Here is a 24738-nt window from a genome sequence, read left to right on the forward strand (position 1 = left end):
GATAAATCCCCTCGCCACAGGTCCTGTGTTTGGTTGGCTACAACGTCAAGGTCAAGCGCTTGACCAGTGCCCCCGGCAACAGCATCGAAGCCGTGGCCCGCTGGCTGTAGGTGCTGGCCGAGAGCAGCAGTTCCCGCTCCCGGGTCAGGCCTTCGAGTTGCGATCCGAGCAGGCTGTAGACGCTGTCGTCGAAACGCATGGTGCTGACCGGCGCGACGATCTGGCCGTTCTCGACCCAGAACGTGGCGAAGCGGGTCATGCCGGTCATGCGCGCGGCTGGTTGGTCCGAGTAGTTCAGGTACCAGAGGTTGCTGATGTACAGCCCGGTGCCAAGGTGTTCGAGGATGTCTTGCTGCTCGAGCTGGCCTTCGTTCATCACCAGCGCCGTGGGGTATTCGTAGCTGCTGGCGCCGTTGGCGTTCAGGCCGTGCTCGGCGGCGCTGCGGGAGTTGATCAACTGTGCACCGGCCATGCCTTTGACGATCAGGCCCAAGTCATCGCGCGGATAACCTTCGTCGGAAAACGCCGGGCTCAAAGAGCCGCTGACCTGCTCACTGAGCCATACGTCGGGGCTCAAGCTTGCTTCGTTCGCGTAGAACTTCTGCAACGGACTTTGCTTGCTGGCAATCGCCCGGGCCGAAAACCCGCCCCAGCTGAGCATGCCCATGATTTCTTCCATCGCCGCTGGTGCCAGGTAGGCGCGGTATTCACCGGGCGGCAGGGTGCGCAAGGGGCGGCCCAAAAACGCCAACTGCTCGCGGGCCTGTTCAAAGCGCCTGGCAAAGCCTTCGCTGCTCCATTCGTGCCCGGCGTAGCTGGCTTTTACCGCCTGGCCGTTTTCATGGAACAGGCTGAAATCGAAGTTGAAGCTGTTGGCCTGATGCCAGCCGAACGCCCCCGAAGAACTGGCAAAGCCCCGGCTGATGGGGCCGGCGGCATAGAAACCGACCAAATCCAGACCGTCGGCGGCGCGGGTGATTTCGGCCACGGCCTGGTCAGTGTCCGGCAACGGATGGTCCTGCACGTTGTGGCTCTGCCAGTGGTTGTGGTTGAGCAGCAGGTACGGATCGGGTGGCAGCAGCGGCAGTGTTTCGCGCAACTGTTGCAGACCTTCGGCCAGGCGATGCAGGTCGGTTTCGACTTCGCCGGACAAGGTGATCTGCAAGTCGGCGTGGCGCCCGTCGTTGATCAGTTTGAAGCTGACGCTGGCCTGCTGCACCTGCCCGGCCTGACGGACCTTGCCATGGTTGAAACGCACAAAAGCAGAGGATTCGGCGGCGTAGCCGAGGGTGAACTGCTCGGCTTCGCGCAGTGCATTGCGCAGCCAGTCGACCAACGCCTTGAAGGCCTCGGCCTGATTGTTGCCGGTGCTCATATTGCCGGTGCTCATCAGGCATCCCCCCCAAACACTGCCACATTGCTGAATACGCACGCCGGCGAGGCATGGCCGACGCGAATGACCTGGTTCGGTTCGCCCTTGCCACAATTTGGCGTGCCCAGTACCTGGGCGGTACTGGCGTCGCCCACCGCCCGCAGGCTTTTCCAGAATTGCGCGGAAATGCCTCGGTAGTTGGGGTTTTTCACCACGCCCTTGAGCTCGCCGTTTTCGATCAATTGGCCCCACTCGCAACCGAACTGGAATTTGTTGCGGGCATCGTCGATGGACCAGGAGCGGTTGGTGCGCATCAGCACGCCGTGTTCGATGCCCTGGATCAGTTGCTCCAACGATTGGTCGCCGGGCTCGATGTTCAGGTTCGCCATGCGGTCGATGGGCGGGCGATTCCAGCCACAGGCGCGGCTGTTGGCGACCCCGCTCAGGCCTGCGCGAAATTGCGACAGCGCACCACCCAGGGGGCGCAGCAACAGCCCTTCACGAATCAGAAATTCTTTGCTGGCGGCGGTGCCGTCGTCGTCATGGCTGTAGCTGGCCAGCTCTTCGGGAACGTTCGGGTCGAAGGTCACGTTCAATAGCTGGGAGCCGTATTGCAGATGCCCAAAGTCGCCGGTCGTGACGAAACTGGTGCCGGCGTAATTGCGCTCGTCTCCCAGGATGCGGTCCAGTTCCAACGGGTGACCGATGGACTCATGGATCTGCAGCATCATCTGATCGGGCATCAACAGCAGGTCACGGGGGCCTTGCGGGGTGTTCGGCGCCAGGAGCAATTGCAGGGCCTGGTCGGCGATCTTTGGTGCGGCACCGATCAGGCCGCAGCGGCGGATGACATCGAAGCCGCCTTGCTGGCCGAAGTTCTCACGGCCCAGGGTGCGGGTCTGGCTGTCGTTGCCGTCGAAGGCGGTGACGTCCAGGGCCGGATAAACAAAGCGTTGGGCCTGGCGCAGTTCGGCGCCAGCGCTGTTGAGGTAGATCTGCTCGACCTGGGTCAGGCCGATGCTGACCTGCCAGTTCACCAGGCGCTCATCCTTGGGCACCGCGGCGGATTCGTCGCCCAGTAACTGATAGCAGTCGTTGAGGGACGGGAACGCCTGGTCGAAGTGAGGCGAGAAGTAATCGGCGCGGTCGCTGGAGACCGCCTGCTCGCGCAAGTCGAGCAGGGCGTGTGGCTTGAGCCGGCGGGCTTGTTGCTCGGCCCGCTCCAGCGCCGCTTGCAGGCCGGCCTGGGACAGGTCGTTGGTGGCCGCATAGGCCTCGACACCGTTGACCCGCACGGTCAGCATCGCTCCTTCGTCACGGCCCAGGCTGGGCGGTTCGGCAATGTTCTTGCGCACCGACAGATGCTGGCCGGACTCGCGCACGTAGCGCAGGGAAAAGAACTCAGCGCCCGTGCGCAAGGCAGCAAACCGCTGCTTGAGCTGGGGGTGGACATCGAACATGGAACCTCCTTGTCTGGAGTGGCGGTGCAGCGAGGTGCGGCGCATTGACGCGACGGCTCTAGATTAGGCCTGGGCGGGGGAGGGATCAAGGCAGATGGGAATATGGAGTGTCAGGCCGGACGCCATCGCGAGCAGGCTCGCTCCCACAGTGGAACTTGGGTGATCGCAAAATTTGCGTCCACCACCCATCCCCCTGTGGGAGCGAGCTTGCTCGCGATGGCGGTGTGGCAGTCAGCGAAGAGGTTGAATGGGGTGGCCTCATCGCGAGCAAGCTCGCTCCCACATTGAATCTTCAGTGACCACAAAATCTGCGGCCACCACTCATCCCTGTGGGAGCGAGCTTGCTCGCGATGGCGGTGCAGCGCCTTACTGGGCGGTTGGTCCCACTTCACGCAACGGCTTGCCGCGCACCGGCGCGTCGCCGGCCACGTAGTACGGCGCGGTGCTGCGTGGCAGTGGCTGGCGGCCACGGATCTTGTCGGCGATTTTCTCGGCGATCATGATCGTTGGCGCATTCAGGTTGCCGGTGGTGATGATCGGCATGATCGAGGCATCGACCACGCGCAGCCCTTGCATGCCATGCACGCGGCCTTCGCCGTCCACCACCGCCATGTCGTCGGTGCCCATCTTGCACGAGCAGGACGGGTGGAAAGCGGTTTCGGCGTGCTCGCGGATGAACTGGTCCAACTGCTCGTCAGTCTGCACCTCGATGCCCGGACTGATTTCGCGACCGCGGAACGGGTCGAGCGCCGGCTGCTGCATGATCTCGCGGGTCAGGCGGATGCCGTCGCGAAACTCCTGCCAGTCCTGCTCGGTGGCCATGTAGTTGAACAGGATGCTCGGGTGCTGGCGCGGGTCCTTGGACTTGGCCTGGATCCGGCCACGGCTTGGCGAACGCATCGAGCCCATGTGTGCCTGGAAACCGTGTTCCTTCACGCCGTTGCTACCGTTGTAGTTAATTGCCACCGGCAGGAAGTGATACTGGATGTTCGGCCAATCGAAGTCCGGGCGGGTGCGGATGAAACCGCCAGCCTCGAATTGGTTGCTGGCGCCGATGCCGGTGCCGTTGAACAGCCATTCGGCACCGATGGCCGGCTGGTTGTACCAGAGCAGCGACGGGTACAGCGAAACCGGCTGGGTGCAGGCGTATTGCAGGTACAGCTCCAGGTGGTCCTGGAGGTTTTCACCGACGCCTGGCAGGTCATGGACCACCGGGATGTCGAGGCTTTCCAGCAGTTTGGCCGGGCCGACGCCGGAGCGTTGCAAAATCTGCGGCGAGGCGATGGCGCCGGAGCAGAGCAATACTTCCTTGCGGGCGCGGGCCTCGACGCGCTCTTCAGCAGCGCCCACCAGATAACGCACGCCGACCGCACGTTTGCCTTCGAACACGATCTTGTCGGTCAGGGCATGGGTGACGATGGTCAGTGTCGAGCGCTTCTTGGCCACGTCCAGGTAACCGCGCGCGGTGCTGGCGCGACGACCATTGGGCGTGACGGTACGGTCCATCGGGCCGAAACCTTCCTGCTGATAACCGTTGAGGTCTTCGGTGCGCGGGTAGCCGGCCTGAACGCCGGCTTCGACCATGGCATGGAACAGCGGGTTGTTGCCGGCCTTGGGCGTGGTCACGCTGACCGGGCCGTCACCACCGTGGTAGTCGTTCGGGCCGATGTCGCGGGTTTCGGCTTTACGAAAATACGGCAGGCAGTCCAGGTAGGCCCAGTCTTCCAGGCCCGGCAGCTTGGCCCAATTGTCGTAGTCCAGGGCGTTGCCGCGGATGTAGCACATACCGTTGATCAGCGAAGACCCACCCAGGCCCTTGCCGCGACCGCATTCCATGCGACGGCCGTTCATGTGCGGCTCCGGGTCGGTCTCGTAGGCCCAGTTGTAGCGACGACCCTGCAGCGGGAACGCCAGGGCGGCGGGCATTTGCGTGCGGAAATCCAGGCGATAGTCCGGCCCACCGGCTTCGAGCAGCAGGACGGTGACGCCTTCGTCTTCGGTCAGGCGGGTGGCCAGGGTGTTACCGGCCGAACCGGCACCGATGATGATGTAATCGAATTCTTGGGACATGAAATGCACCCTCTTTTTGAATTGGGTTCAGGGCTGGCGAGTGCTTTGCACTCAATCGCGAGCAGGCTCGCTCCCACCTTGGAATGGGGACTCCTGTGGGAGCGAGCCTGCTCGCGATGACGGCCTCAGAGGCGACGTCGGTTTAGAACACCGACGCGTAATCGCCCAGTTCGACCTGTACCGATTTGATACGGGTGAAGTTGTTCAGCGAACTGATGCCGTTCTCCCGGCCCACGCCCGATTGCTTGTAACCGCCGACCGGCATTTCGGCGGCCGATTCGCCCCAGGCGTTGATCCAGCAGATGCCGGCTTCGAGCTGATGAATCACGCGGTGCGCGCGGTTCAGGTCGCGGGTCACGACGCCGGCGGCCAGGCCGAAGTCGGTGTCATTGGCGCGACGGATCACTTCTTCTTCGGTTTCATAGGTGAGGATGCTCATCACCGGACCAAAGATTTCTTCGCGCACGATGGTCATCTCATCGGTGCAATCGGTGAACACGGTCGGCGCAACAAACGCGCCCTTGGCCAATTCGCCTTCAGTCAAACGACCGCCGCCGCACAGCAGGCGCGCGCCCTCGGCCTTGCCTTTCTCGATGTAGCCCAACACGCTTTCCATGTGGGCGAAGCTGACCAGCGGCCCGAAGTTGGTGTTTTCATCTTCTGGATTGCCGATGCGAATACGTGCCACGCGCTCGGCGATCTTGGCTTCGAAAGCTGCCTTGAGATGGCTCGGCACGAACACCCGGGTGCCGTTGGTGCAGACCTGGCCGGAGCTGTAGAAGTTGGCCATCATCGCGGTGTCGGCAGCACGATCCAGGTCGGCGTCGTCGAAGATGATCAGCGGTGACTTGCCGCCCAGTTCCATGGTCACGTCCTTGAGCGACGAGCTCGAGGCGCTGGCCATGACTTTCTTGCCGGTGTCGGTGCCGCCGGTGAACGAGATTTTCTCGATGCGCGGGTGCTCGGTCAGCCAGGTGCCGACTTCACGGCCGCTGCCCGTCAGCACGTTGAACACCCCCGCTGGAACGCCGGCTTCGGTGTAGATCTCGGCCAGTTTCAGGGTGGTCAGCGAGGTGACTTCGCTCGGCTTGAAGATCATCGCGTTGCCAGCGGCCAGGGCCGGGGCCGATTTCCACAACGCGATCTGGATCGGGTAGTTCCACGCGCCGATGCCGGCCACCACGCCCAGGGGTTCGCGACGGGTGTAGACGAACGAAGTGGTGCGCAGCGGCACCTGCTCGCCTTCGATGGCGGGCACTAGGCCGGCGTAGTATTCCAGCACGTCGGCGCCGGTGACGATGTCGACGTAGCGGGTTTCGGAATAGGCTTTGCCAGTGTCGAGGGTTTCCAGGGCGGCCAACTCATCGTTGCGCTCGCGCAGGATATCTACGGCGCGGCGCAGGATGCGCGAACGCTGCATGGCGGTCATGGCGGCCCAGACTTTCTGGCCTTTTTCGGCGCTGACCACGGCGCGCTCGACGTCTTCTTTCGTGGCCCGCTGCACCTGGGCGAGTACTTCACCGTTGGCCGGGTTGATGGCTTCGAAAGTGGCGTCGCCGCTGGCATCGCTGTACGCGCCATCGATGTAGAGTTTTTGCAGTTCGAAACGGGCCATAAAGTCCTCGCAAGTGCATGAGTGGTTGGCTGACCACCGGGGCGTGTCGTCTACAGCTGACTACGCGGTTCGGTGGCGGTTCAGGAGCCGAGCGGTTCTGTGTGCTCTGTTACCCCTGCCTTGGCCAATTGGAAATCCATGTATTCGTAAGCGATCCGGTGCGCCTGGGCGGTATCGAACGCGTCTCCCGACAGCGCCCCGCGCAGCCACAAACCGTCAATCAACGCGGCCAGGCCCCGTGCCGCGCTACGTGCCTCATCGAGGGGCAACACGCGGCGGAACTGGCAACACAGGTTGGAATACAGACGGTGATCGTTGATCCGCTGCAACCTGTGCAAAGACGGGTGGTGCATGCTGGTGGCCCAAAAGGCCAACCAGGTTTTCATTGCCGGGCCATTGACCTGGCTGGCGTCGAAGTTGCCTTCGATGATCACCTGCAGGTGAGCCCGTGGGCTTGGGTCCTCCAGCGCCTGACGGCGTGCAGTGACGTTCTCGCTCAGGACACTCATCAGGTACTGGGCCGTGGCCGCGATCAGGCCATTCTTGTCCTTGAAGTAGTGGCTGATGATGCCGTTGGAGACACCGGCCAAACGGGCGATCAGCGCAATGCTGGCGTCCCCCATCCCGACCTGATCGACCGCTTGCATAGTGGCTTCGATCAATTGCTGGCGGCGGATGGGTTGCATACCGACCTTGGGCATCTGGTACCTCTCCTTAGGCCATCCGATGGATGAGTGTTGTCTATCGGAATGAAGGCCAGTCTATTTTGTTTTGATTGAACGTTCAATCAACAAAAATAAGTTCTATGACAAGTCGTCGCTATTTGCCGGGGCGAGGACTTTTGGGGATGTCTTTATAACACTCGTCGGTTGGCATGTAGGCCAAATGCGCTTGATAGCTGGAATACTGTTGTGGTGAGGGGATCTGCATTCCAAGTCAAGCTGGTCAGCAGTTCAGAATCACCCAAACAAAAACGCCGCGATCGTCTCGCGGCGTTTTTTTCGGTTTCGCTTAGCCCAGGTTTTTGCCGAGCAGTGCGTGGTACAGCTCACTGTCGCCAAGAATCCCGACGACCTGTTGGTTATCGTGAAGCACCAGCTTGTTGCCGGTCTGGTAGCGAATCTGCAGCGCGTCGCGCATGCCGATGTTGGAGTCCACCAGGGTCGGACGACGGCCCAGGCCTTCGACGGCTTGGCCCGGGGCCCAGTTCTGCAGGTCCAGCACCGCGCCGTTCTGGCGGGCGCCCTTGATGGTGTTGCCTTCGGCCAGATCGAGCCAGGAGTCGCCGCCCGGATCCAGGCACACCGAACCGTTGATGCGCTTGCAGTTGTCCAGGGTGCGCATCAGGCTGCGGCCACAGAGCACGTTGAGCGGGTTGGTGTGGGCGACGAAGGTGCGCACGTAATCGTCGGCCGGGTTCAGCACGATTTCTTCCGGCTTGCTGTACTGGATGATCCGGCCGTCTTTCATGATCGCGATCCGGCTGCCTAGCTTCAGGGCTTCGTCCAGGTCATGGCTGACGAACACGATGGTTTTGCTCAGTTTGCGTTGCAATTCCAGCAATTCGTCCTGCAAACCCTGGCGGATCAGTGGGTCGAGGGCCGAGAAAGGTTCGTCCATCAGCAGGATATCGGCGTCCATCGCCAGGGCGCGGGCCAGGCCGACCCGTTGCTGCATGCCGCCGGACAACTCGTCCGGTTTCTTGTTGCGCCACTGGGTCAGGCCCACCAGCTCAAGTTTTTCATCCACCAGCTTCTTGCGTTCCTTTTCCGGCCGGCCCTGCATTTCCAGGCCGAAGCTGATGTTTTCGCGCACCGTCAGCCAGGGCATCAGGGCGAACTTCTGAAACACCATGGCAATGCGCTTGGTGCGCATCATCTTCAGTTCGGCCGGGCTGCAGGAGGCGATGTCGATCTGCCGGCCTTCATGCTCGACGAACAACTTCCCGCGACTGACGGTGTTCAAGCCGTTGATGCAACGCAGCAGGCTGGATTTACCGGAGCCGGAAAGCCCCATCAGTACGCAGATTTCGCCTTTTTCAATGTCCAGGCTGGCCTTTTCCACACCGACGATTTGCCCGGTTTTCTTCAGGATTTCGTTGCGTGTCATGCCTTGGTCGAGCAGCTTGAGGGCTTCACGTGGATCTTTGGAGAAGATCACGTCGACCTCTTCGAAGCGGATTATGCTCATGCGTCACCCCCTACTTTGGCGTCGGGTTGCTTGCAGATTCGGTCGAGCATGATTGCCAGCAATACGATCGCCAGGCCTGCTTCGAAGCCCAGGGCGATATCAGCGGTGTTCAGTGCGTTGACCACGGGTTTGCCCAGGCCGTCGGCACCCACCAGCGCGGCGATGACCACCATCGACAACGACAGCATGATGCATTGGGTGATACCGGCCGCGATGCTGGGCATCGCATGGGGCAGTTCGATACGGGACAGCAGTTGGCGACGGGAGCAGCCGAAGGCTTTGCCGGCGTCCATCAGTTCGTCCGGAACGTCGCGGATACCCAGGTAGGTCAAGCGGATGGGCGCGGCAATCGCGAACACTACCGTCGAGATCAGACCGGGGACCACACCCAGCCCGAAAAGGGTCAGGGTAGGAATGAGGTAAACGAAGGTCGGTACGGTCTGCATCAGATCGAGCACCGGACGCATCATGGTGTAGAACAGCGGCTTGTGCGCGGCAACAATGCCCAGCGGCACGCCGATCAAGACACAGACCAGGGTCGCGAACAGCACCTGGGCCAGGGTTTCCATGGTTTCCTGCCAGTAACCCAGGTTCAGGATAAGCAGAAAGGCTGCGATAACGAAGACCGTCAGGCCCCACTTGCGCTGGATAAAATGCGCCAGTAGAGCGATGAGGCCGATCAAGACAAGCGGGTTGAACCAGGTCAGCGCAAACGTCACGCCGTGAATCATCGTTTCCAGTGACAAGGCGATGGCATCGAATGTGTTGGCGCCGTGTTGCGTCAACCAATCGACAAAGCCCGCAATGTACTGGCCCAAGGGTATTTTCTGATCAATCAGCATGGTAGTGAACATCCGCATGCAAGGAATAAACAGCCCGGACGAGCGAACCCGCCCGGCATAAAAGCATTACTGCGCAAGCTTGGCTTTCACGGCTTCCAGGCCGGGTTTACCGTCAATGGTGGTCACGCCAGCGAGCCAGGTATCGAGTACCTGTGGGTTTTTCTTCAGCCAGGCCTTGGCGGCTGCGTCAGGCTTCATCTTGTCGTCAAGCACGTTGCCCATCAGCGTGCTTTCCATGTCCAGGGTGAAGGTCAGGTTTTTCAACAACTGACCTACGTTGCTGCATTCCTGGACGTAGCCTTTGCGGGTATTGGTGTAGATGGTTGCCTGGCCGAAATTCGGACCGAAGTACTCGTCACCACCGGTGAGGTACTTCATTTTGAAGCGGGTGTTCATCGGATGAGGTTCCCAGCCCAGGAACACCACGGCGGTGCTGCGGCGCTCGGCGCGATCGACCTGTGACAACATGCCGGCTTCGCTGGACTCGACGATCTTGAAGCCGGCGTCCTTCAGGCCGAAGGCATTCTTGTCGATCATGCTCTGGATCAGACGGTTGCCGTCGTTACCCGGTTCGATGCCATAGATCTTGCCGTCCAGTTCCTTCTTGAACTTGGCGATGTCGGCGAAATCCTTCAGCCCTTTGTTATAGAGCTCTTCGGGCACCGCCAGGGTGTACTTGGCGTTCTCCAGGTTGGCCCGCACCGTATCCACGGTGCCGGCTTCGCGGTAGGCCTTGATGTCGTTTTCCATCGTCGGCATCCAGTTGCCGAGGAACACATCCATGTTCTTGCCGTCGGCCAGGGACTTGTAGGTCACCGGTACGGAAATCATGGTGGTCTTGGTTTTGTAGCCCAGGGCCTCAAGTACCACGCTGGTGGTGGCGGTGGTCACGGTGATGTCGGTCCAGCCGACATCGGAGAAGTTGACGGTGCTGCACTGCGCGGGTTCAGCAGCGTTGGCCAGCATCGGAAGACTCAGCATGGCGGCCAACAACAACGGCGTGGAACCTTTCATGGGTGGACTCCTGGTGTTTTATCGGCGGTGTCCGGTCAGGACCACCGCGCTTATTGGGGTTGCGGTTGGTGGCGCGTGGGCACTCTTCGACACGCGGCCTTGCAAACGAGCCGTAACCGATCATGTACCAGTGCAAATCTGTCGCCTACAGGGTGCGTCGTATCCAGTACAGGGAGGGTCGCATCCAGTGTCAGTGACGTCGTTTACAGATTTTTTTCACCCTTGGCTGGCCTCTGATACGCAAAAAACGTCGTAAAACCGGGGCAAAGGGCGGGCGACGTCGGTGGGCATGATTGCGTCGGTGTCAGACGTCGAACGCCCTGGCAAAAGCCGGATGATGCGGGCATCCCGGCGTTGAGCGTAGCAGCTCCGCCACCGGGCGCTCCTGCGCCCGGATGTGCCTGTTCTGGAGGTTCTCGGCAATGGCAATCAGCGTGTTCGACCTGTTCAAAATTGGTATCGGCCCGTCCAGTTCCCACACCGTGGGCCCCATGCGCGCTGCGGCGCTGTTCGTTGAAGCGATGCGGGCGAAGTCGCTGCTGCGCGATGTGCGTCGGGTCGAGGTGCAATTGTTCGGTTCGTTGTCAGCAACAGGCATCGGCCATGGCAGTGACAACGCGGTGATCATGGGCTTGATGGGCGAGTGGCCAGACGCAATCGATCCGTCGCAGATTGGCCCGCGCATCGAGTTGTTGCGCCAAACCCAGACCCTGCTGCTGGACGGTCGCCTGCCGGTGCCTTTCGTCTGGTCCCGGGATATGCGCCTGCTTGACGAAAACCTGCCGTTCCACCCCAACGCGATGACGCTGGTGGCCGAGGGTGACCACGGCGAGTTGCACCGCGACACCTATTATTCAGTCGGCGGTGGCTTCGTCGTCGATCAGGCCCAGGCGTCCAGCGGCGTGGTGGATCTGGACGTCACTGAACTGCCTTACGATTTTTCCAGTGCCGAAGAACTGCTCCAGTTGTGTAGCACCCACAACCTTCGGGTGGCCGAGCTCATGATGGCCAACGAAAAGGTCTGGCGCTCGGAGGAGGAGATCCGCAGCGGCCTGATGAAACTCTGGCGGGCGATGCAGGATTGCGTCGAGCAGGGTCTCAAGCATGAGGGCATCTTGCCCGGCGGTTTGAATGTGCGCCGGCGAGCGGCCAAGTTACACCGCAGCCTGCAAGAGCTGAACAAGCCCAATGTCATCGGCTCGACGCTCAGCGCCATGGAATGGGTCAACCTGTTCGCCCTGGCGGTCAATGAAGAAAACGCCGCCGGTGGGCGCATGGTCACGGCCCCGACCAATGGTGCGGCGGGGATCATTCCGGCGGTGCTGCATTACTTCATGAAATTCAGCGAAGCGGTCACCGATGCCAACGTCGTGGATTACTTCCTCGGCGCGGCGGCGGTGGGCATCCTGTGTAAAAAGAACGCCTCTATTTCCGGTGCCGAAGTCGGTTGCCAAGGGGAGGTGGGCTCGGCCTGCGCCATGGCGGCGGCCGGCCTGGCGGAGATCCTCGGTGCGACGCCTGAGCAACTGTGCAACGCGGCGGAAATCGGCCTGGAGCACAACCTTGGCCTGACCTGCGATCCGGTGGGCGGCCTGGTGCAGGTGCCGTGTATCGAGCGCAACGCGATAGCCGCGGTGAAAGCCATCAACGCCGCGCAGATGGCGCTGCGCGGAGACGGCCAGCACTTCATCTCTCTGGACCGGGTGATCCGCACCATGCGCGATACCGGCGCCGACATGCATGACAAATATAAAGAGACCTCGCGCGGTGGACTGGCGGTCAGTGCGGTGGAGTGCTGATCGCCTCCCCCGAGGCGATCGCATATCGCTCACAAAATGCCCACCGATCCACAAACGCGCCACCTTTTAGCGCGTCGCAAACAGACATGACACCGTTTGTCGGACCCACCGCTGTTCGTCCCTCGACCGTTCGTCATTCGCACCTGTGGTGATACCGGTTGCGCAAGTGGCGCAGCCCAGTTCCCACAAGTGCTACCGTTCTGCTCACGGCCAACGGTGGCGGGTGCCTGCCGCCCCTGATGGCACCTATAACCCACACTCATCGCGTGCCTTATTTAGACTGGCCGCGATGTCGTTTTCAGGATTTATTGAACACGCATTCAATTTAGGCATGGCAATTGCTCTATCGATGCAAAGCCCGTCTCTTGCGTAGAGACCGAGGGCAACAACCAATAAAAAGAGCCTCCGCCTGAGGCCATCACTTGCTTTGTGTGAGGAGATACCGCGATGACGACGTCCAACTCAGGGGCTCAACCCCAGAACCGTGCGCCTCAATCCATCGGCTTTTTGCTGCTGGACAATTTCACGCTCATTTCCCTGGCGTCCGCGGTGGAGCCGCTGCGAATGGCCAACCAGCTGTCCGGTCGTGAGCTGTATCGCTGGACCACCCTCACCGTTGATGGCGGCCAGGTCTGGGCCAGTGATGGCTTGCAAATCACGCCGGACGCGGCCATGCACAAAGCGCCGCCCATCGACACCGTCATTGTGTGTGGCGGCGTGGGCATTCAGCGCACCGTCACCCGTGAACACGTGTCATGGCTGCAGAGCCAGGCCCGTCAGTCCCGGCGCCTCGGCGCGGTCTGCACCGGCAGTTGGGCCTTGGCCTGCGCGGGTCTGCTGGATGGCTTCGATTGCAGTGTGCACTGGGAATGTCTGGCGGCAATGCAGGAAGCCTTTCCGCGGGTATCGATGAGCACCCGTCTGTTCACCCTCGACCGCAACCGCTTCACCAGTTCCGGCGGCACCGCGCCACTGGACATGATGCTGCACCTGATCAGCCGCGATCACGGCCGCGAGTTGTCGGCAGCGATCTCCGAAATGTTTGTCTATGAGCGCATTCGCAACGAGCAGGATCACCAGCGCGTGCCACTCAAGCACATGCTGGGCACCAATCAGCCGAAGTTGCAGGAAATCGTCGCGCTGATGGAGGCCAATCTCGAAGAGCCGATCGACCTGGACGAACTGGCGGTGTACGTCGCCGTCTCCCGGCGCCAGTTGGAGCGCTTGTTCCAGAAATACCTGCATTGCTCGCCGTCGCGCTATTACCTCAAGCTGCGGCTGATCCGGGCGCGGCAACTGCTCAAGCAGACGCCGATGTCGATCATCGAAGTGGCGTCGGTGTGCGGTTTCGTTTCCACGCCGCACTTCTCCAAGTGCTACCGCGAATACTTCGGCATTCCACCGCGCGACGAGCGCGTCGGCTCCAACACCGCGCAGCAGGTGGCGATGATGCCGCTGCCACAGGCGCTGGTGCTGTCGCCATTGTCCGGCCCGCTGTCAGCGTTGAGCCAGGCACGTAATGAGTCGACGTTTGCCAGTGTGAGGCTCTAAGACCGAGGCGCCGTCAATCGCGAGCAGGCTCGCTCCCACAGGTTCTGTGATCGACACCGAATCACTGTGGGAGCGAGCCTGCTCGCGATAGGTTTTTCAGACGTTCTGGTTTTTCTGATACTCCGCCAAAGCCGGCAGCAGCTGCAGATCAATCGCCCGACGCACAGCGGGCAGGATGGTGGCGCTGCTGGTGTACATATTCCTGACCATCATGCGCAACTCATTGGCGCGGGCCGTGTCCAGCCCGCGCACCGCACACTCGCAGGCCTGCTCGGCAGTGGAGCCGCTGGGTATTTGCAGCCCCAGGGCCTTGAGCTGGCCCAGCAGGTCTTCCTGGTCGATCAAATCGGCGTGCATCATGACGCTTTTCCTTGTTCAGGGATTGGGGTCGTGACTCGATTCTGGTAGCCGGTCGAAGCGGCGGCAAGGGCAAACTGTCGGCATGGCCCGGATACCTATGAGCAGGTCGTTTTCGGCTAACTCCGGCTGTCCCGGACTGGGCACACTGGCCCCAAGCTGAATCACGACGGTTTGGTCACCCTCGCGCAACAGCTCCTCCAGTAACGCAACTGCCCCGATCCAGTCACGGCTTGATCGGGGATTTTTTTGCCTGGGTGAATCAGAGGGTGATGGGGTGTTGGACAGACCGCTATCGCGAGCAGGCTCGCTCCCACAGGTCTTGTGCACGACACAGAACCCCTGTGGGAGCGAGCCTGCTCGCGATGAACGATGACGCGGTCTACCTTTGCAGTACCAGAATCTTCGACAGCAACTCATCGCGATCCACATAGCACCCTTGGAAATGCCGGGCTCCGGTGGCGGGGTCGAAGGCATTGCGGGCGTGCAGGGTACGGCGGTTGTCGAAACACCACAGTTGGCCGGGTTCAAGCCTTTGCATCAGGCGGAACTGCGGCTCGCGAGTCAGCGCTATGAAGCGGCGGTAGGCACGGTAGAGCCTGGGCATCTGCTCGACCGAGGTGTCGAACGGCCCGCGCAGAAAGTTCGCCATGCGGATCTCCGAGACCTGTCCCAGGGCATCCAGCGCGATAATGGGCGCCAGGCAGCGGTAATCACTGTGGCGGTCCTTGTTGCGAAACTCCACCGGGATTTCACACAGCGCGGCAAAGGCCTCGGGGTCTTCCTGGCGCAGCGCCTCGGCGATGGCGAAACCGTCGACAAATAGGCTCTCGCCGCCGTCGGCGTCATTCACCAGGCAATGCAGAAACTGTAATCCTGGTTGCAGCTCCCGGGTGGGCAGGTCGCTGTGCAGTGGCAGGTTGAAAGCGGTGTAGGCGTTACTGTCGGCATCGGCCTTGGATTGCACGTTGAACAGCACGCCGAAGTTGCTCTGGCGGATGAACGAAATCTGCTGGGCGATCAGTTTCAGCGAGCCGGGTTCGGTGGGTACGCCGCGCACTTGGGTCAGGCCGATGTCGCGCACCGCCAGCAACCATTGCAACAACGTATCGGTGCCGTCCATCAACGCCTGGTAATCGAACACCGGCAGTTGCAGGTCGTGCCGCCAGAGCTGGCGCTTGGGCTTGCTCGCCAGGCGTTCAGCCCTGGACTGATCATCGTAGGCATGGGCACGCAGCCAGCCTGGGTCGAAACGGCTTTGGTGGCCGTCCTGCCAATCCACGCACAGGCAGCCTTCACTGTCGAGGCGGGTCGCGCCGGGGGCCAGGTCTTCAGGTACATCGACGATTTCCAGCACCTGCTCGCGGGTCACGGTGTAGACGCATTGCGGGCAGGGGCAGTTGTCCCGCAGCCACTGATGATGGAAGGGGCTGATCCGACCGTCGGCCCAGGTGACCTGCACCCGGTCGGCCAAGGGCGTCACTGCGGTCAATGCACAGATCAGGGGGTAACGGCGGAAGTCGGCAAAAGCGGCGGCGGTGTTCATGGCGATCTCCTGTTCGGGTTTTATCGGGCCGGCGGCAATGCGATGACCCGGCCGATATAGGCCGGCGGCGACAGGTCGGATTGCTCCGTGAGCAGGGCTTTGAGCTTGCCCAGGGTCTGTTCCGTGAAGGGCGCCGAGCGCGGGCCAGCCAGGTCGACGTGCAGCAGCATCTGCTCGTTTCCGGCCAGTTCCTTATCGCCGCCGACCAGGTGCAGGCTGTGGTAGAGATGCAGGCGTTTGGCGTCGTGGCCGATGATCTGTGTACGCACCTCGACCTGGGCGTCGAGCTTCACTTCGTGCAGGTAGTTCAAGTGCAGTTCGAGGGTGAACAGCGAGTGGCCGCTGGCTTCGCGGTTCTGGCTGTCCATGCCCAGGTGATCCATCAGTGCGTCGGTCGCGTAGCTGAAGATCAACAGGTAATAGGCATCGCGCAGATGGCCGTTGTAATCGACCCATTCGGGGAGGATGCGGGTTTGGTAGGTGGTGAGGGTGGGCATGTTTCTGGTTCCGACAGTTGTGGTGACTGGGCTGGCGTTATCGCGAGCAGGCTCGCTCCCACAATGAACTTCTGGGTGAGACAGATCGCATTCACACCTCAAATCCTGTGGGAGCGAGCCTGCTCGCGATGGGGCCAGACCTGCTGATCCAAAAGCCAAGGTTTACTCGCTGAAGGCCATCCCATGCTTTTCTTTGGTGGTCTTCACCGCTTCCAGCACTGCCAGCAGGCAATCATCACGATAGCGCTCCAGGGCCGAGATGCTGCGGCTGCCCAGTTGTTCGCTCGTGCCGTCCACCACATCGTCGATCAGCTTGTCGGTCAGCTCCGGCGCCGGCAGGTAGGTCCACGGCAACTGCAACGCAGGGCCGAATTGAGCCATGAAATGGCGCATTCCGGCATCGCCACCGGCCAGTGTGTAAGTCAGGAACGTGCCCATGAACGACCAGCGCAAGCCGGCGCCAAAACGGATGGCATCGTCGATTTCGCCGGTGGTAGCCACACCGTCGTTGACCAGGTGCAGGGCTTCGCGCCAGAGCGCTTCGAGCAACCGGTCGGCAATGAAACCGGGCACTTCCTTGCGTACATGCAGTGGGCGCATGCCGAGGGATTCGTACACCTGCATCGCGGCCTGTATCGCTTCGGGCGCGGTGTTTTTGCCGCCGACGACTTCCACCAGCGGCAGCAGGTAGACCGGGTTGAACGGGTGCCCGACCACGCAGCGTTCCGGGTGGGTGGAACCTTCATAGAACTCGCTTGGCAGCAGTCCAGATGTGCTGGAACCAATCAGCGCATTGGGCTTGGCAGCGGCGCTGATCTGGCCGTGTAGCTCGAGCTTCAGCTCCAGGCGCTCGGGGGCGCTTTCCTGGATGAAATCGGCGTCGCGCACGCATTCTTCGATGGTCGCGACAAAGCGCAGCCGATCCTGGGAGGCACCGGGTGCCAGGCCTTGTTTCTCCAGTGCGCCCCAAGCGTTGGCCACGCGTTTGCGCAGCGCTGCCTCGGCACCCGGCGCCGGGTCCCAGGCCACGACGTCCAGGCCATGGGCCAGGGCGCGACTGACCCAGCCGCTGCCGATAACACCGCTGCCCAGGGCGGCGAAGGTCTTGATGTCGGTGATAAAGCTCATGGTGATTTCCTGAAAAGGGTTCGCTGATCTAAATGTGGGAGCGAGCCTGCTCGCGATGGCGCTGTGTCAGTCGGCACATCAGTCGCCTGTTTCACCGCTATCGCGAGCAGGCTCGCTCCCACAGGGGAAGGTGTCGGTGGGTTTAGCCGCGGGTGGTCAGCCCCATCTTCTTGCGCCCCTCAGCCGGCGTGAGCACGCGCGCGCCGAGGCGGCTGAGGATTTCGCTGGCGCGTTCCACCAGTTGGCCATTGGTGGCAAGCACGCCTTTGTCCAGCCACAGGTTGTCTTCCAGGCCGACCCGCACGTTGCCCCCCAGCAGCACCGCCTGGGCGGCCATCGGCATTTGCATGCGGCCGATGCCGAAGCCGGCCCACACCGCGTCCGCCGGCAAGTTGTCGACCATGGCTTTCATGGTGGTGGTGTCGGCCGGCGCTCCCCATGGGATGCCCAGGCAAAGCTGGAACAGCGGGTTGTCCAACAGGCCTTCCTTGATCATCTGCTTGGCGAACCACAGGTGGCCGGTGTCGAAGATCTCCAGCTCGGCCTTGACCCCCAGTTCGGTGATGCGCTTGGCCCCGGCCCGCAGTTGCGCCGGGGTGGAAACGTAAATGGTGTCGCCGTCGCCGAAGTTCAGGGTGCCGCAATCCAGGGTGCAGATTTCCGGCAGCAGCTCCTCGACATGGGCCAGGCGGGTCAGGGGGCCCACCAGGTCGGTATTGGGGCCGAACTCCATGGGATTTTCGCCGCCGCCGATCTCCAGATCACCGCCCATGCCGGCGGTGAGGTTGACGATGATGTCCACGTCCGCCTCGCGGATGCGCTCCATCACTTCGCGGTACAGCGCCACGTCACGGCTGAACTTGCCGGTCTGCGGATCGCGAACGTGGCAGTGGACCACCGTGGCGCCGGCCTTGGCGGCCTCGACGGCAGCCGCGGCGATCTGTTTCGGGGTGACCGGCACGTGTGGGCTTTTGGCGGTCGTGTCGCCAGCACCGGTGAGTGCGCAGGTGATGATGACGTCGTGGTTCATGGTGCAGGTTCCTTACAGGCGTGATGAGTCACTGCGCAGCCGATTGGCGCTGCGCAGATGGATGGCGTTTGTTCAGTTGCTGGTCAGTTTCAGGTTGTCGGCAGCAGGCTTGCCATCGAAGGTGGTGACGCCTTCGAGCCAGCGTTGCTTGTCTTGCGGATTATCCTTGAGCCATTGCTTGGCCGATTCGAGCGGGTCTTTGTGATCCAGCAGTGGCTGCATCATCCGGCTCTCGTCTTCGGCGGTGAACGTCAGGTTGCTCAGCAGACGGCTGACGTTCGGGCATTTTTGCGCGTAGTCCGGCGCGGTGACGGTCCATACGGTGGCCATGCCTTCGTTCGGGCCGAGGGCGTCTTCGCTGCCGGTGAGGTAGGTCATTTGCACGTTGACGTTCATCGGGTGCGGCGCCCAGCCGAAGAACACCACGGCTTCCTTGCGCCGCACGGCGCGGTCCACGGCGGCGAGCATGCCGGCTTCGCTGGATTCCACCAGTTGGAATTTGCCCAGGCCGAACTGGTTCTTGGCGATCATCGCCTTGATCTGGGTGTTGGCGCCGGAACCGGGTTCGATGCCGTAGATCTTGCCGCCCAACTCTTTTTCGAATTTGGCGATGTCGGCGAAAGTCTTCAGGCCCTTGTCGGCCAGATAAGTTGGCACGGCCAGGGTGGCGCGGGCGTCCTTGAGGCTGGGTTGCTCCAGGACCTTGACCTGTTTGGCCTCGACGAACGGGGTGATGGTCTGGGTCATCAGTGGGTTCCAATAGCCCAGGAACATGTCCAGGCGCTGGTCGCGGATGCCGGCGAAAATGATTTGCTGGGAGGCGCTGGTCTGTTTGGTCTTGTAGCCGAGGCCGTCGAGCAACACTTGGGTCATGGCGCTGGTGGCGATGACATCGGTCCAGTTGACCACACCCAGGCGCACGTTCTGGCACGCGGCGGGATCGGCTGCCATCGCAGCGGAACTCAGGAAGGTGGTGGTGCTGAGTGCAAGAACGCAGGAGCTGATCAGTCGTTTCATGTCGGGTTCCTCGGCAGTCTTTGTTATGGGTTCCGGCATCTGCGCGCCGGTGATGCCAAGTTACGCAGCCAGTCCGCCGGCAAAACGCACAGCGGCGACTCGCTCTTGCACTGCAGCGACCTGTGGCGTATCAAGGAGCGCACGCTACCCGCCAACCGAGTGCGCTACATGTCCCAGGATTTCTACTTCTTGTTGATGCCGGGTTTTTCGGCCATCGGTTTCATTTCGGCCATCGAACCGTTGCGGGTCGCCAACCGCTTTCGCGGTGAGTTGTACCGTTGGCATGTGTTGAGCGCCGATGGCGGGGCGGTGCTGGCAAGCAATGGCATGTCGGTCAACGCCGATGCCGCGTTGGAGTCATTGAAGAAAGGCGCGACCCTCTGGGTGGTGGCGGGGTTCGAACCGCTCAAGTTCGTGACCCCGGCGTTGGAGCGCTGGCTGCATAGGCTGGACAACGAGGGCTTCACCCTGGGCGGCATCGACACCGGCAGTGTGGTCCTGGCTGAGGCGGGGCTGCTGGAAGGGCATCGTGTGACCCTGCACTGGGAAGCGATCGAGGCGTTCAAGGAATCTTATCCACAGCTGAGTGTGACCCAGGAACTGTTCGAAATTGACCGCAGGCGCATCACCTGCGCCGGCGGCACCGCGTCCATCGACCTGATGCTGGACCTGATCGGCCAGGCCCATGGCCCGCAACTGGCGATTGAGGTCAGCGAACAATTCGTGCTCGGCCGCATCCGTCCGCGCAAAGACCACCAGCGCATGGAAATTGCCAGCCGCTATGGCATTCGCAACAAGAAATTGGTGCACGTCATCGGCGAGATGGAAACCCACAGTGAACCGCCCCTGAGTACCCTGGCCCTGGCCGAATCCATCAACGTCACCCGCCGCCAGCTCGAACGCCTGTTCCGCCTGCACCTGAACGACACTCCCAGCAACTTCTACCTGCGCCTGCGCCTGGAAAAGGCCCGGCAACTGTTGCGCCAGACCGACATGAGTGTGCTGGAAGTGAGCATCGCCTGCGGTTTCGAGTCACCGTCGTACTTCACCCGCAGTTATCGAGCGAGGTTTGAACGGTGCCCGCGGGAAGATCGGCGGCGCCAGGGGGATGGGCGGGAGGTGGTTTGACAGGCTTTTATACTCAATTATACTCGCGACTATAAATTATACCTGTCGCCATAATTGAGTATAAAACCATGTCCAAGCACCCCGGTTTTGTCTTTCGGCGCCCAGATCTGGCCCGCAATATTGTCGATGGGCTGGTCGGCGCCGGGATCCAGGATTACACCTCAGGCCTGTTCCTGGCCGCTCCGAGACGTACCGGAAAAAGTACCTTCCTGCGCGAAGACTTGATTCCCGAATGCGAGACGCGTGGCTGGCTCGCTGTTTACGTCGACTTGTGGGCCAACAAGGAAAAAGACCCTGCCGACCTGATTGCCTCGGCTATTGCCGCAGCGCTGGTGCCTTATGAAAAGGGCATTCGCAAGCTGGCCAAGTCCATGGGCATCGACAAACTCAGCTTCTTGCGCACGTTGTCCTGGGATTTCAGCCTGCCGCAACTGCCTGAAGGTGCGACGCTGACCCAGGCGCTGGAGTTATTGCACAGCGCTGCCGATAAAACCGTGGTGCTGGTGATCGACGAAGCCCAGCATGCGTTGACCACCGAGGCCGGGGTCAATGCGATGTTCGGCCTCAAGGCCGCCCGCGATCAACTCAACCAGGGGCGTGAAGACGCTACCAGCGGCCTGCGCCTGGTGTTCACCGGCTCCAATCGCGACAAGCTCGCTCATCTGGTACTCAGCCGCAATCAACCCTTCTATGGTTCCAGCATCACGCCATTCCCACTGTTGGGCAAGGAGTTCACCAAAGCCTATGCCGCCCATTTGAACGCTCATCTGGCCCAAACCAACCAGTTCAATGCTGATGACCTCGACCAGGCATTTGAGCTGGTAGGGCGCCGCCCTGAAATGTTACGTAGCGTCATTGGCGAAATTGCCCTGGAGCTGGGGGAGGCGAGTCATTTGGGCGAATTGCTGCGCAGCAGCGCCGAAATGCTGCGCGCCGGCGTCTGGACCGAATTTGAAAGCGCCTGGAATGCCCTGACGGTGCCACAACGGGCCGTGTTGCAGGTCATGGCCGAGCGCTCGCAAAACAACGAACCCTTTGCGCCCTTCACCGATTCAACGTTGGAAGCTGTGGGCAAGGTGCTTAGCAGTATGGGAAGCGAAGTCGTGCCCGGCACTCAAACCATCCAATCCTGCATCGATGCCCTGCGTGACAAGGAACTGGTGTGGAAGTCCAATCGGGGTGGTTATGCGCTGGAGGACAAAGCGTTTGCGGATTGGTTGAAGGGGTATCGCAAGCAGCAGAGCTGATCCTGCTCGGTAAGCTGCCACGCAAAGAACCAGTGGCGAGGGGGAAGTGTGGGAGCAAGGCTTGCCCGCGACGAAAGCGGCGCGGTGCATGGGAGAGCGAGGCACCTGTATCGCGGGCAAGCCTTGCTCCCACACAAAAAACTGCCGCAAGTGCAGTGTTTGGCTGAAAGAGGCTTACTTCTTCACCAGCGCCGAACACGCCGCCTTATAAGCCTCATGCTGATACTTGTTCAGCGTCGCGGGCAATGCGAAGTCGTGTTTCTTGTTCTGCGCATTGATAGTCTGCGGCGACAGCAGCGTCACCTCACAACCCTCAAGCAACTGGAAAACCCCTTCGATCTTGAACGTGGTCGGCCCGCCAGCGAACTCGCCTTTCTTGCTGCGCTTCTTGATGGCGATGCGGTCGATACCGTTATCCACCACGAACGCCCGGACCTGGGCGGCGAACGCCTTGACGTTGGCGGCCTCGTCATCATCGTCCAGGGCGATTTTCTTGGTATTCAGCACGACGTGACTCAACGCCTGTTGATCCAGCGAGGCAACGGCGATGATCGCTTCGCTGCCTTTGATTTCGATGCCGCAGATTTTCATGTGAATTCCTTTGCCAATGATGCAAGCAGCTTACCGCGCTAAACGGCTTCTGAAGCATCACTCCTGCCCAATCGACTCCAAAAACTCCGACCGGTCATCACTCACCTGGGCCATGCAGTCGTTTTCGGCGATTTTGTAGGCTTCGCTGCCGGGTTTGGCCGGGAAGGCGGCGATGGCGCAGTCGGCATCGCGTTGTTTTTGCCACAGTTGTTGGGCAACTCTGATTTTGCTGGTGATGTCGTTGAGCTGGGCCTTGTTGTCGGCGTAGAGGGTTTGCAGGCGCTCAAAGAGGCTCTGCAGGTTGTCGGCGAGCAGTTGTTCGGCGGCGGCTTTGCCGTAGGCCGAACAGGCCAGGGTCTGGACGTCGTTTTCCACGGCGTCGCAGGGGTTGTGTTCGGTGTCTTCGGTCGCGTGGGCGACGGTGCTGATCAGGGCCAAAGCCAGGATGATTGATTTCATTGTGTTGCCGCTCGAGTCCAGTGAAAGCCAGTGATGCGGCGGATTCTGGCGTAAGCCTCGGGTAAAGAACAGACGGGTAGGGTGGCCCGCTCATAGCCCTTTGTCGTGGATTGACGCTTTCGGCAATTCCCCTGTCGTTTTTGCACCCGGTCGCCAATGCACCGAGGCATATGCTGGCCCCAAAGCGCCGGCACACGATTCGGCGCATGAATCGCTGACAAAAGGGGACTGCCTGATGAGCCCAGCCGAATTGCACGCCGACAGCATCGTTATCGACGGGCTGATCATTGCCAAGTGGAACCGTGACCTGTTCGAAGACATGCGCAAGGGCGGCCTGACTGCCGCCAACTGCACGGTGTCGGTGTGGGAAGGTTTTCAGGCCACCATCAACAATATTGTGGCCAGCCAGAAACTGATCCGCGAAAACAGCGATCTGGTGATCCCGGTGAAAACCACCGCCGATATCCAGCGCGCCAAGGCTCAAGGCAAGACCGGCATCATCTTTGGCTTCCAGAACGCCCACGCTTTTGAAGACCAGCTTGGCTACGTCGAGATCTTCAAGCAGCTCGGCGTTGGCGTGGTGCAGATGTGCTACAACACCCAGAACCTGGTGGGCACCGGCTGCTACGAGCGTGACGGCGGCCTGTCGGGCTTCGGTCGTGAAATCGTCGCCGAGATGAATCGGGTCGGCATCATGTGCGACCTGTCCCACGTCGGCTCCAAGACCTCCGAAGAGGTCATCCTCGAATCGAAGAAACCGGTCTGCTACTCCCACTGCCTGCCCTCGGGCCTGAAGGAGCACCCGCGCAACAAATCCGATGAAGAGCTGAAGTTCATCGCCGACCACGGCGGTTTTGTCGGCGTGACCATGTTTGCGCCGTTCCTGGCCAAGGGCATCGATTCGACCATCGACGACTACGCCGAGGCCATCGAATACACCATGAACATCGTCGGTGAGGACGCCATCGGCATCGGCACCGATTTCACTCAGGGTCACGGTCAGGATTTCTTCGAAATGCTGACCCACGACAAAGGCTATGCCCGTCGGCTGACCAGCTTCGGCAAGATCATCAACCCCCTGGGCATCCGCACCGTGGGCGAGTTCCCGAACCTCACCGAGACGCTGCTCAAGCGCGGCCATCCAGAGCGGGTGGTGCGCAAGATCATGGGCGAGAACTGGGTCAACGTCCTGAAAGACGTCTGGGGCGAATAAAGCCGCCGCATCACTGAATCCTTAACCTGCGGCCATTAGCGCCGCAGGCATACCACGAATTTTCGGAGTTAAGTTTCCATGGCCAAAATCGCCCCTCAATTGCCTATCGAAGTCGACAGTGAAACCGGTGTCTGGACCTCTGATGCCCTGCCGATGCTCTACGTGCCGCGGCACTTTTTCGTCAATAACCACATGGGCATCGAAGAAGTGCTGGGCGCCGACGCCTACGCCGAGATTCTCTACAAGGCCGGCTACAAATCCGCCTGGCACTGGTGTGAAAAAGAAGCCGAATGCCATGGCCTGGAAGGCGTCGCGGTATTCGAACACTACATGAAGCGCCTGTCCCAGCGCGGTTGGGGCCTGTTCAAGATCCAGGACATCGACCTGGATAAAGGCACCGCCAGCGTCAAGCTGGAACACTCGGCGTTCGTCTACGTGTACGGCAAGGTCGGGCGCAAGGTCGACTACATGTTCACCGGCTGGTTTGCCGGTGCCATGGACCAGATTCTCGCCGCCCGTGGCAGTTCGATCCGCACTGTGGCCGAGCAGGTCTACGGCGGTTCCGAAGAAGGCCACGACGACGGCCTGTTCATCGTCAAGCCGTTGTAAGTC

At 61.2% G+C, this 24738-nt stretch carries 22 protein-coding genes; 6 read left to right on the top strand and 16 right to left on the bottom strand.

All coding sequences use genetic code 11. From position 1 onward, the window contains the following. Positions 1 to 37: 37 nt before the first annotated feature. From MKS85_RS12835 to MKS85_RS12870, 8 genes are all read right to left on the bottom strand, one after another. A complete protein-coding gene (locus tag MKS85_RS12835) occupies positions 38 to 1375 on the bottom strand; it encodes a TldD/PmbA family protein (protein ID WP_188251838.1) in 1338 nt (445 codons plus the stop codon). 14 nt (positions 1376 to 1389) lie between these two features. Further along, complete coding sequence (locus tag MKS85_RS12840) at positions 1390 to 2832, bottom strand: TldD/PmbA family protein (protein WP_173406467.1); 1443 nt, start codon at positions 2830 to 2832, stop codon at positions 1390 to 1392. A gap of 366 nt (positions 2833 to 3198) precedes the next feature. Further along, positions 3199 to 4902 (bottom strand): choline dehydrogenase, encoded by a 1704-nt coding sequence (gene betA, locus MKS85_RS12845; protein ID WP_188251832.1) that lies wholly within the window; start codon positions 4900 to 4902, stop codon positions 3199 to 3201. A gap of 142 nt (positions 4903 to 5044) precedes the next feature. After that, positions 5045 to 6517, bottom strand: coding sequence for a betaine-aldehyde dehydrogenase (betB, locus tag MKS85_RS12850; RefSeq protein WP_139048976.1), 1473 nt, complete (start codon positions 6515 to 6517; stop codon positions 5045 to 5047). Positions 6518 to 6597: 80 nt separating this feature from the next. Then, entirely contained in the window at positions 6598 to 7218 is a 621-nt protein-coding gene (gene betI / locus MKS85_RS12855) for a transcriptional regulator BetI (RefSeq protein ID WP_047230364.1), read from the bottom strand. A 310-nt stretch (positions 7219 to 7528) separates the two neighbouring features. Beyond that, complete coding sequence (choV, locus tag MKS85_RS12860) at positions 7529 to 8707, bottom strand: choline ABC transporter ATP-binding protein (RefSeq protein ID WP_047230365.1); 1179 nt, start codon at positions 8705 to 8707, stop codon at positions 7529 to 7531. Then, a complete protein-coding gene (choW, locus tag MKS85_RS12865; protein WP_047230366.1) occupies positions 8704 to 9549 on the bottom strand; it encodes a choline ABC transporter permease subunit in 846 nt (281 codons plus the stop codon). The genes choV and choW overlap by 4 nt, the downstream gene beginning before the upstream one ends. A gap of 66 nt (positions 9550 to 9615) precedes the next feature. Further along, on the bottom strand, positions 9616 to 10563 hold the full coding sequence (locus MKS85_RS12870; RefSeq protein ID WP_047230367.1) for a choline ABC transporter substrate-binding protein: 948 nt from the start codon (positions 10561 to 10563) through the stop codon (positions 9616 to 9618). Between the two features lie 422 nt (positions 10564 to 10985). Here MKS85_RS12870 and MKS85_RS12875 point away from each other — a divergent pair, with 422 nt between their 5' ends. Next, positions 10986 to 12362: an L-serine ammonia-lyase gene (locus tag MKS85_RS12875; protein WP_047230368.1), complete on the top strand. Its 1377-nt coding sequence runs from the start codon at positions 10986 to 10988 to the stop codon at positions 12360 to 12362. Positions 12363 to 12809: 447 nt separating this feature from the next. Then, positions 12810 to 13913 carry a GlxA family transcriptional regulator gene (locus MKS85_RS12880; protein ID WP_047230369.1) on the top strand — a complete coding sequence of 368 codons (1104 nt, stop codon included), beginning with the start codon at positions 12810 to 12812 and terminating at the stop codon, positions 13911 to 13913. A 96-nt stretch (positions 13914 to 14009) separates the two neighbouring features. On the opposite strand, the gene MKS85_RS12885 is transcribed toward MKS85_RS12880, so the two are convergent. From MKS85_RS12885 to choX, 6 genes are all read right to left on the bottom strand, one after another. After that, entirely contained in the window at positions 14010 to 14273 is a 264-nt protein-coding gene (locus MKS85_RS12885; RefSeq protein WP_139048980.1) for a hypothetical protein, read from the bottom strand. Positions 14274 to 14652: 379 nt separating this feature from the next. Beyond that, a complete protein-coding gene (locus tag MKS85_RS12890) occupies positions 14653 to 15816 on the bottom strand; it encodes a gamma-butyrobetaine dioxygenase (protein ID WP_188251831.1) in 1164 nt (387 codons plus the stop codon). Between the two features lie 20 nt (positions 15817 to 15836). Continuing rightward, on the bottom strand, positions 15837 to 16313 hold the full coding sequence (locus tag MKS85_RS12895) for a thioesterase family protein (protein WP_047230372.1): 477 nt from the start codon (positions 16311 to 16313) through the stop codon (positions 15837 to 15839). Positions 16314 to 16475: 162 nt separating this feature from the next. Then, the gene (locus tag MKS85_RS12900) at positions 16476 to 17441 is read right to left on the bottom strand and encodes an L-carnitine dehydrogenase (RefSeq protein ID WP_188251830.1); all 966 of its coding nucleotides are present in this window, start codon (positions 17439 to 17441) and stop codon (positions 16476 to 16478) included. A gap of 142 nt (positions 17442 to 17583) precedes the next feature. Beyond that, positions 17584 to 18471: a 3-keto-5-aminohexanoate cleavage protein gene (locus MKS85_RS12905; protein ID WP_076383396.1), complete on the bottom strand. Its 888-nt coding sequence runs from the start codon at positions 18469 to 18471 to the stop codon at positions 17584 to 17586. A 72-nt stretch (positions 18472 to 18543) separates the two neighbouring features. Next, entirely contained in the window at positions 18544 to 19488 is a 945-nt protein-coding gene (gene choX, locus MKS85_RS12910; RefSeq protein WP_047230375.1) for a choline ABC transporter substrate-binding protein, read from the bottom strand. A 168-nt stretch (positions 19489 to 19656) separates the two neighbouring features. Between choX and MKS85_RS12915 the strand changes: the two genes are divergently transcribed. After that, positions 19657 to 20616 (top strand): GlxA family transcriptional regulator, encoded by a 960-nt coding sequence (locus MKS85_RS12915; RefSeq protein ID WP_188251829.1) that lies wholly within the window; start codon positions 19657 to 19659, stop codon positions 20614 to 20616. Positions 20617 to 20684: 68 nt separating this feature from the next. Continuing rightward, positions 20685 to 21863, top strand: a complete 1179-nt coding sequence (locus MKS85_RS12920; RefSeq protein ID WP_139048987.1) for an AAA family ATPase — start codon at positions 20685 to 20687, stop codon at positions 21861 to 21863. Between the two features lie 174 nt (positions 21864 to 22037). On the opposite strand, the gene MKS85_RS12925 is transcribed toward MKS85_RS12920, so the two are convergent. Together MKS85_RS12925 and MKS85_RS12930 are read right to left on the bottom strand one after the other, a co-directional pair. Beyond that, complete coding sequence (locus MKS85_RS12925) at positions 22038 to 22454, bottom strand: DUF3010 family protein (RefSeq protein WP_139048988.1); 417 nt, start codon at positions 22452 to 22454, stop codon at positions 22038 to 22040. A 57-nt stretch (positions 22455 to 22511) separates the two neighbouring features. Beyond that, on the bottom strand, positions 22512 to 22913 hold the full coding sequence (locus MKS85_RS12930; protein ID WP_139048989.1) for a lysozyme inhibitor LprI family protein: 402 nt from the start codon (positions 22911 to 22913) through the stop codon (positions 22512 to 22514). 235 nt (positions 22914 to 23148) lie between these two features. Between MKS85_RS12930 and MKS85_RS12935 the strand changes: the two genes are divergently transcribed. Together MKS85_RS12935 and MKS85_RS12940 are read left to right on the top strand one after the other, a co-directional pair. Continuing rightward, positions 23149 to 24126, top strand: a complete 978-nt coding sequence (locus tag MKS85_RS12935; RefSeq protein ID WP_047230381.1) for a dipeptidase — start codon at positions 23149 to 23151, stop codon at positions 24124 to 24126. 78 nt (positions 24127 to 24204) lie between these two features. Then, complete coding sequence (locus MKS85_RS12940; RefSeq protein WP_030139308.1) at positions 24205 to 24735, top strand: DUF5943 domain-containing protein; 531 nt, start codon at positions 24205 to 24207, stop codon at positions 24733 to 24735. Positions 24736 to 24738: the final 3 nt, after the last annotated feature.

It is taken from the genome of Pseudomonas sp. JL2 (assembly GCF_031570495.1).
Lineage (GTDB): Bacteria > Pseudomonadota > Gammaproteobacteria > Pseudomonadales > Pseudomonadaceae > Aquipseudomonas > Aquipseudomonas rhizophila.

What these genes read in the sequence shown, in the direction of transcription:
- MKS85_RS12835 (WP_188251838.1), bottom strand. Translation starts at nt 1,375, where the DNA reads ATGAGCACCGGCAACAATCAGGCCGAGGCCTTCAAGGCGTTGGTCGAC.
- MKS85_RS12840 (WP_173406467.1), bottom strand. Translation starts at nt 2,832, where the DNA reads ATGTTCGATGTCCACCCCCAGCTCAAGCAGCGGTTTGCTGCCTTGCGC.
- betA (WP_188251832.1), bottom strand. Translation starts at nt 4,902, where the DNA reads ATGTCCCAAGAATTCGATTACATCATCATCGGTGCCGGTTCGGCCGGT.
- betB (WP_139048976.1), bottom strand. Translation starts at nt 6,517, where the DNA reads ATGGCCCGTTTCGAACTGCAAAAACTCTACATCGATGGCGCGTACAGC.
- betI (WP_047230364.1), bottom strand. Translation starts at nt 7,218, where the DNA reads ATGCCCAAGGTCGGTATGCAACCCATCCGCCGCCAGCAATTGATCGAA.
- choV (WP_047230365.1), bottom strand. Translation starts at nt 8,707, where the DNA reads ATGAGCATAATCCGCTTCGAAGAGGTCGACGTGATCTTCTCCAAAGAT.
- choW (WP_047230366.1), bottom strand. Translation starts at nt 9,549, where the DNA reads ATGCTGATTGATCAGAAAATACCCTTGGGCCAGTACATTGCGGGCTTT.
- MKS85_RS12870 (WP_047230367.1), bottom strand. Translation starts at nt 10,563, where the DNA reads ATGAAAGGTTCCACGCCGTTGTTGTTGGCCGCCATGCTGAGTCTTCCG.
- MKS85_RS12875 (WP_047230368.1), top strand. Translation starts at nt 10,986, where the DNA reads ATGGCAATCAGCGTGTTCGACCTGTTCAAAATTGGTATCGGCCCGTCC.
- MKS85_RS12880 (WP_047230369.1), top strand. Translation starts at nt 12,810, where the DNA reads ATGACGACGTCCAACTCAGGGGCTCAACCCCAGAACCGTGCGCCTCAA.
- MKS85_RS12885 (WP_139048980.1), bottom strand. Translation starts at nt 14,273, where the DNA reads ATGATGCACGCCGATTTGATCGACCAGGAAGACCTGCTGGGCCAGCTC.
- MKS85_RS12890 (WP_188251831.1), bottom strand. Translation starts at nt 15,816, where the DNA reads ATGAACACCGCCGCCGCTTTTGCCGACTTCCGCCGTTACCCCCTGATC.
- MKS85_RS12895 (WP_047230372.1), bottom strand. Translation starts at nt 16,313, where the DNA reads ATGCCCACCCTCACCACCTACCAAACCCGCATCCTCCCCGAATGGGTC.
- MKS85_RS12900 (WP_188251830.1), bottom strand. Translation starts at nt 17,441, where the DNA reads ATGAGCTTTATCACCGACATCAAGACCTTCGCCGCCCTGGGCAGCGGT.
- MKS85_RS12905 (WP_076383396.1), bottom strand. Translation starts at nt 18,471, where the DNA reads ATGAACCACGACGTCATCATCACCTGCGCACTCACCGGTGCTGGCGAC.
- choX (WP_047230375.1), bottom strand. Translation starts at nt 19,488, where the DNA reads ATGAAACGACTGATCAGCTCCTGCGTTCTTGCACTCAGCACCACCACC.
- MKS85_RS12915 (WP_188251829.1), top strand. Translation starts at nt 19,657, where the DNA reads ATGTCCCAGGATTTCTACTTCTTGTTGATGCCGGGTTTTTCGGCCATC.
- MKS85_RS12920 (WP_139048987.1), top strand. Translation starts at nt 20,685, where the DNA reads ATGTCCAAGCACCCCGGTTTTGTCTTTCGGCGCCCAGATCTGGCCCGC.
- MKS85_RS12925 (WP_139048988.1), bottom strand. Translation starts at nt 22,454, where the DNA reads ATGAAAATCTGCGGCATCGAAATCAAAGGCAGCGAAGCGATCATCGCC.
- MKS85_RS12930 (WP_139048989.1), bottom strand. Translation starts at nt 22,913, where the DNA reads ATGAAATCAATCATCCTGGCTTTGGCCCTGATCAGCACCGTCGCCCAC.
- MKS85_RS12935 (WP_047230381.1), top strand. Translation starts at nt 23,149, where the DNA reads ATGAGCCCAGCCGAATTGCACGCCGACAGCATCGTTATCGACGGGCTG.
- MKS85_RS12940 (WP_030139308.1), top strand. Translation starts at nt 24,205, where the DNA reads ATGGCCAAAATCGCCCCTCAATTGCCTATCGAAGTCGACAGTGAAACC.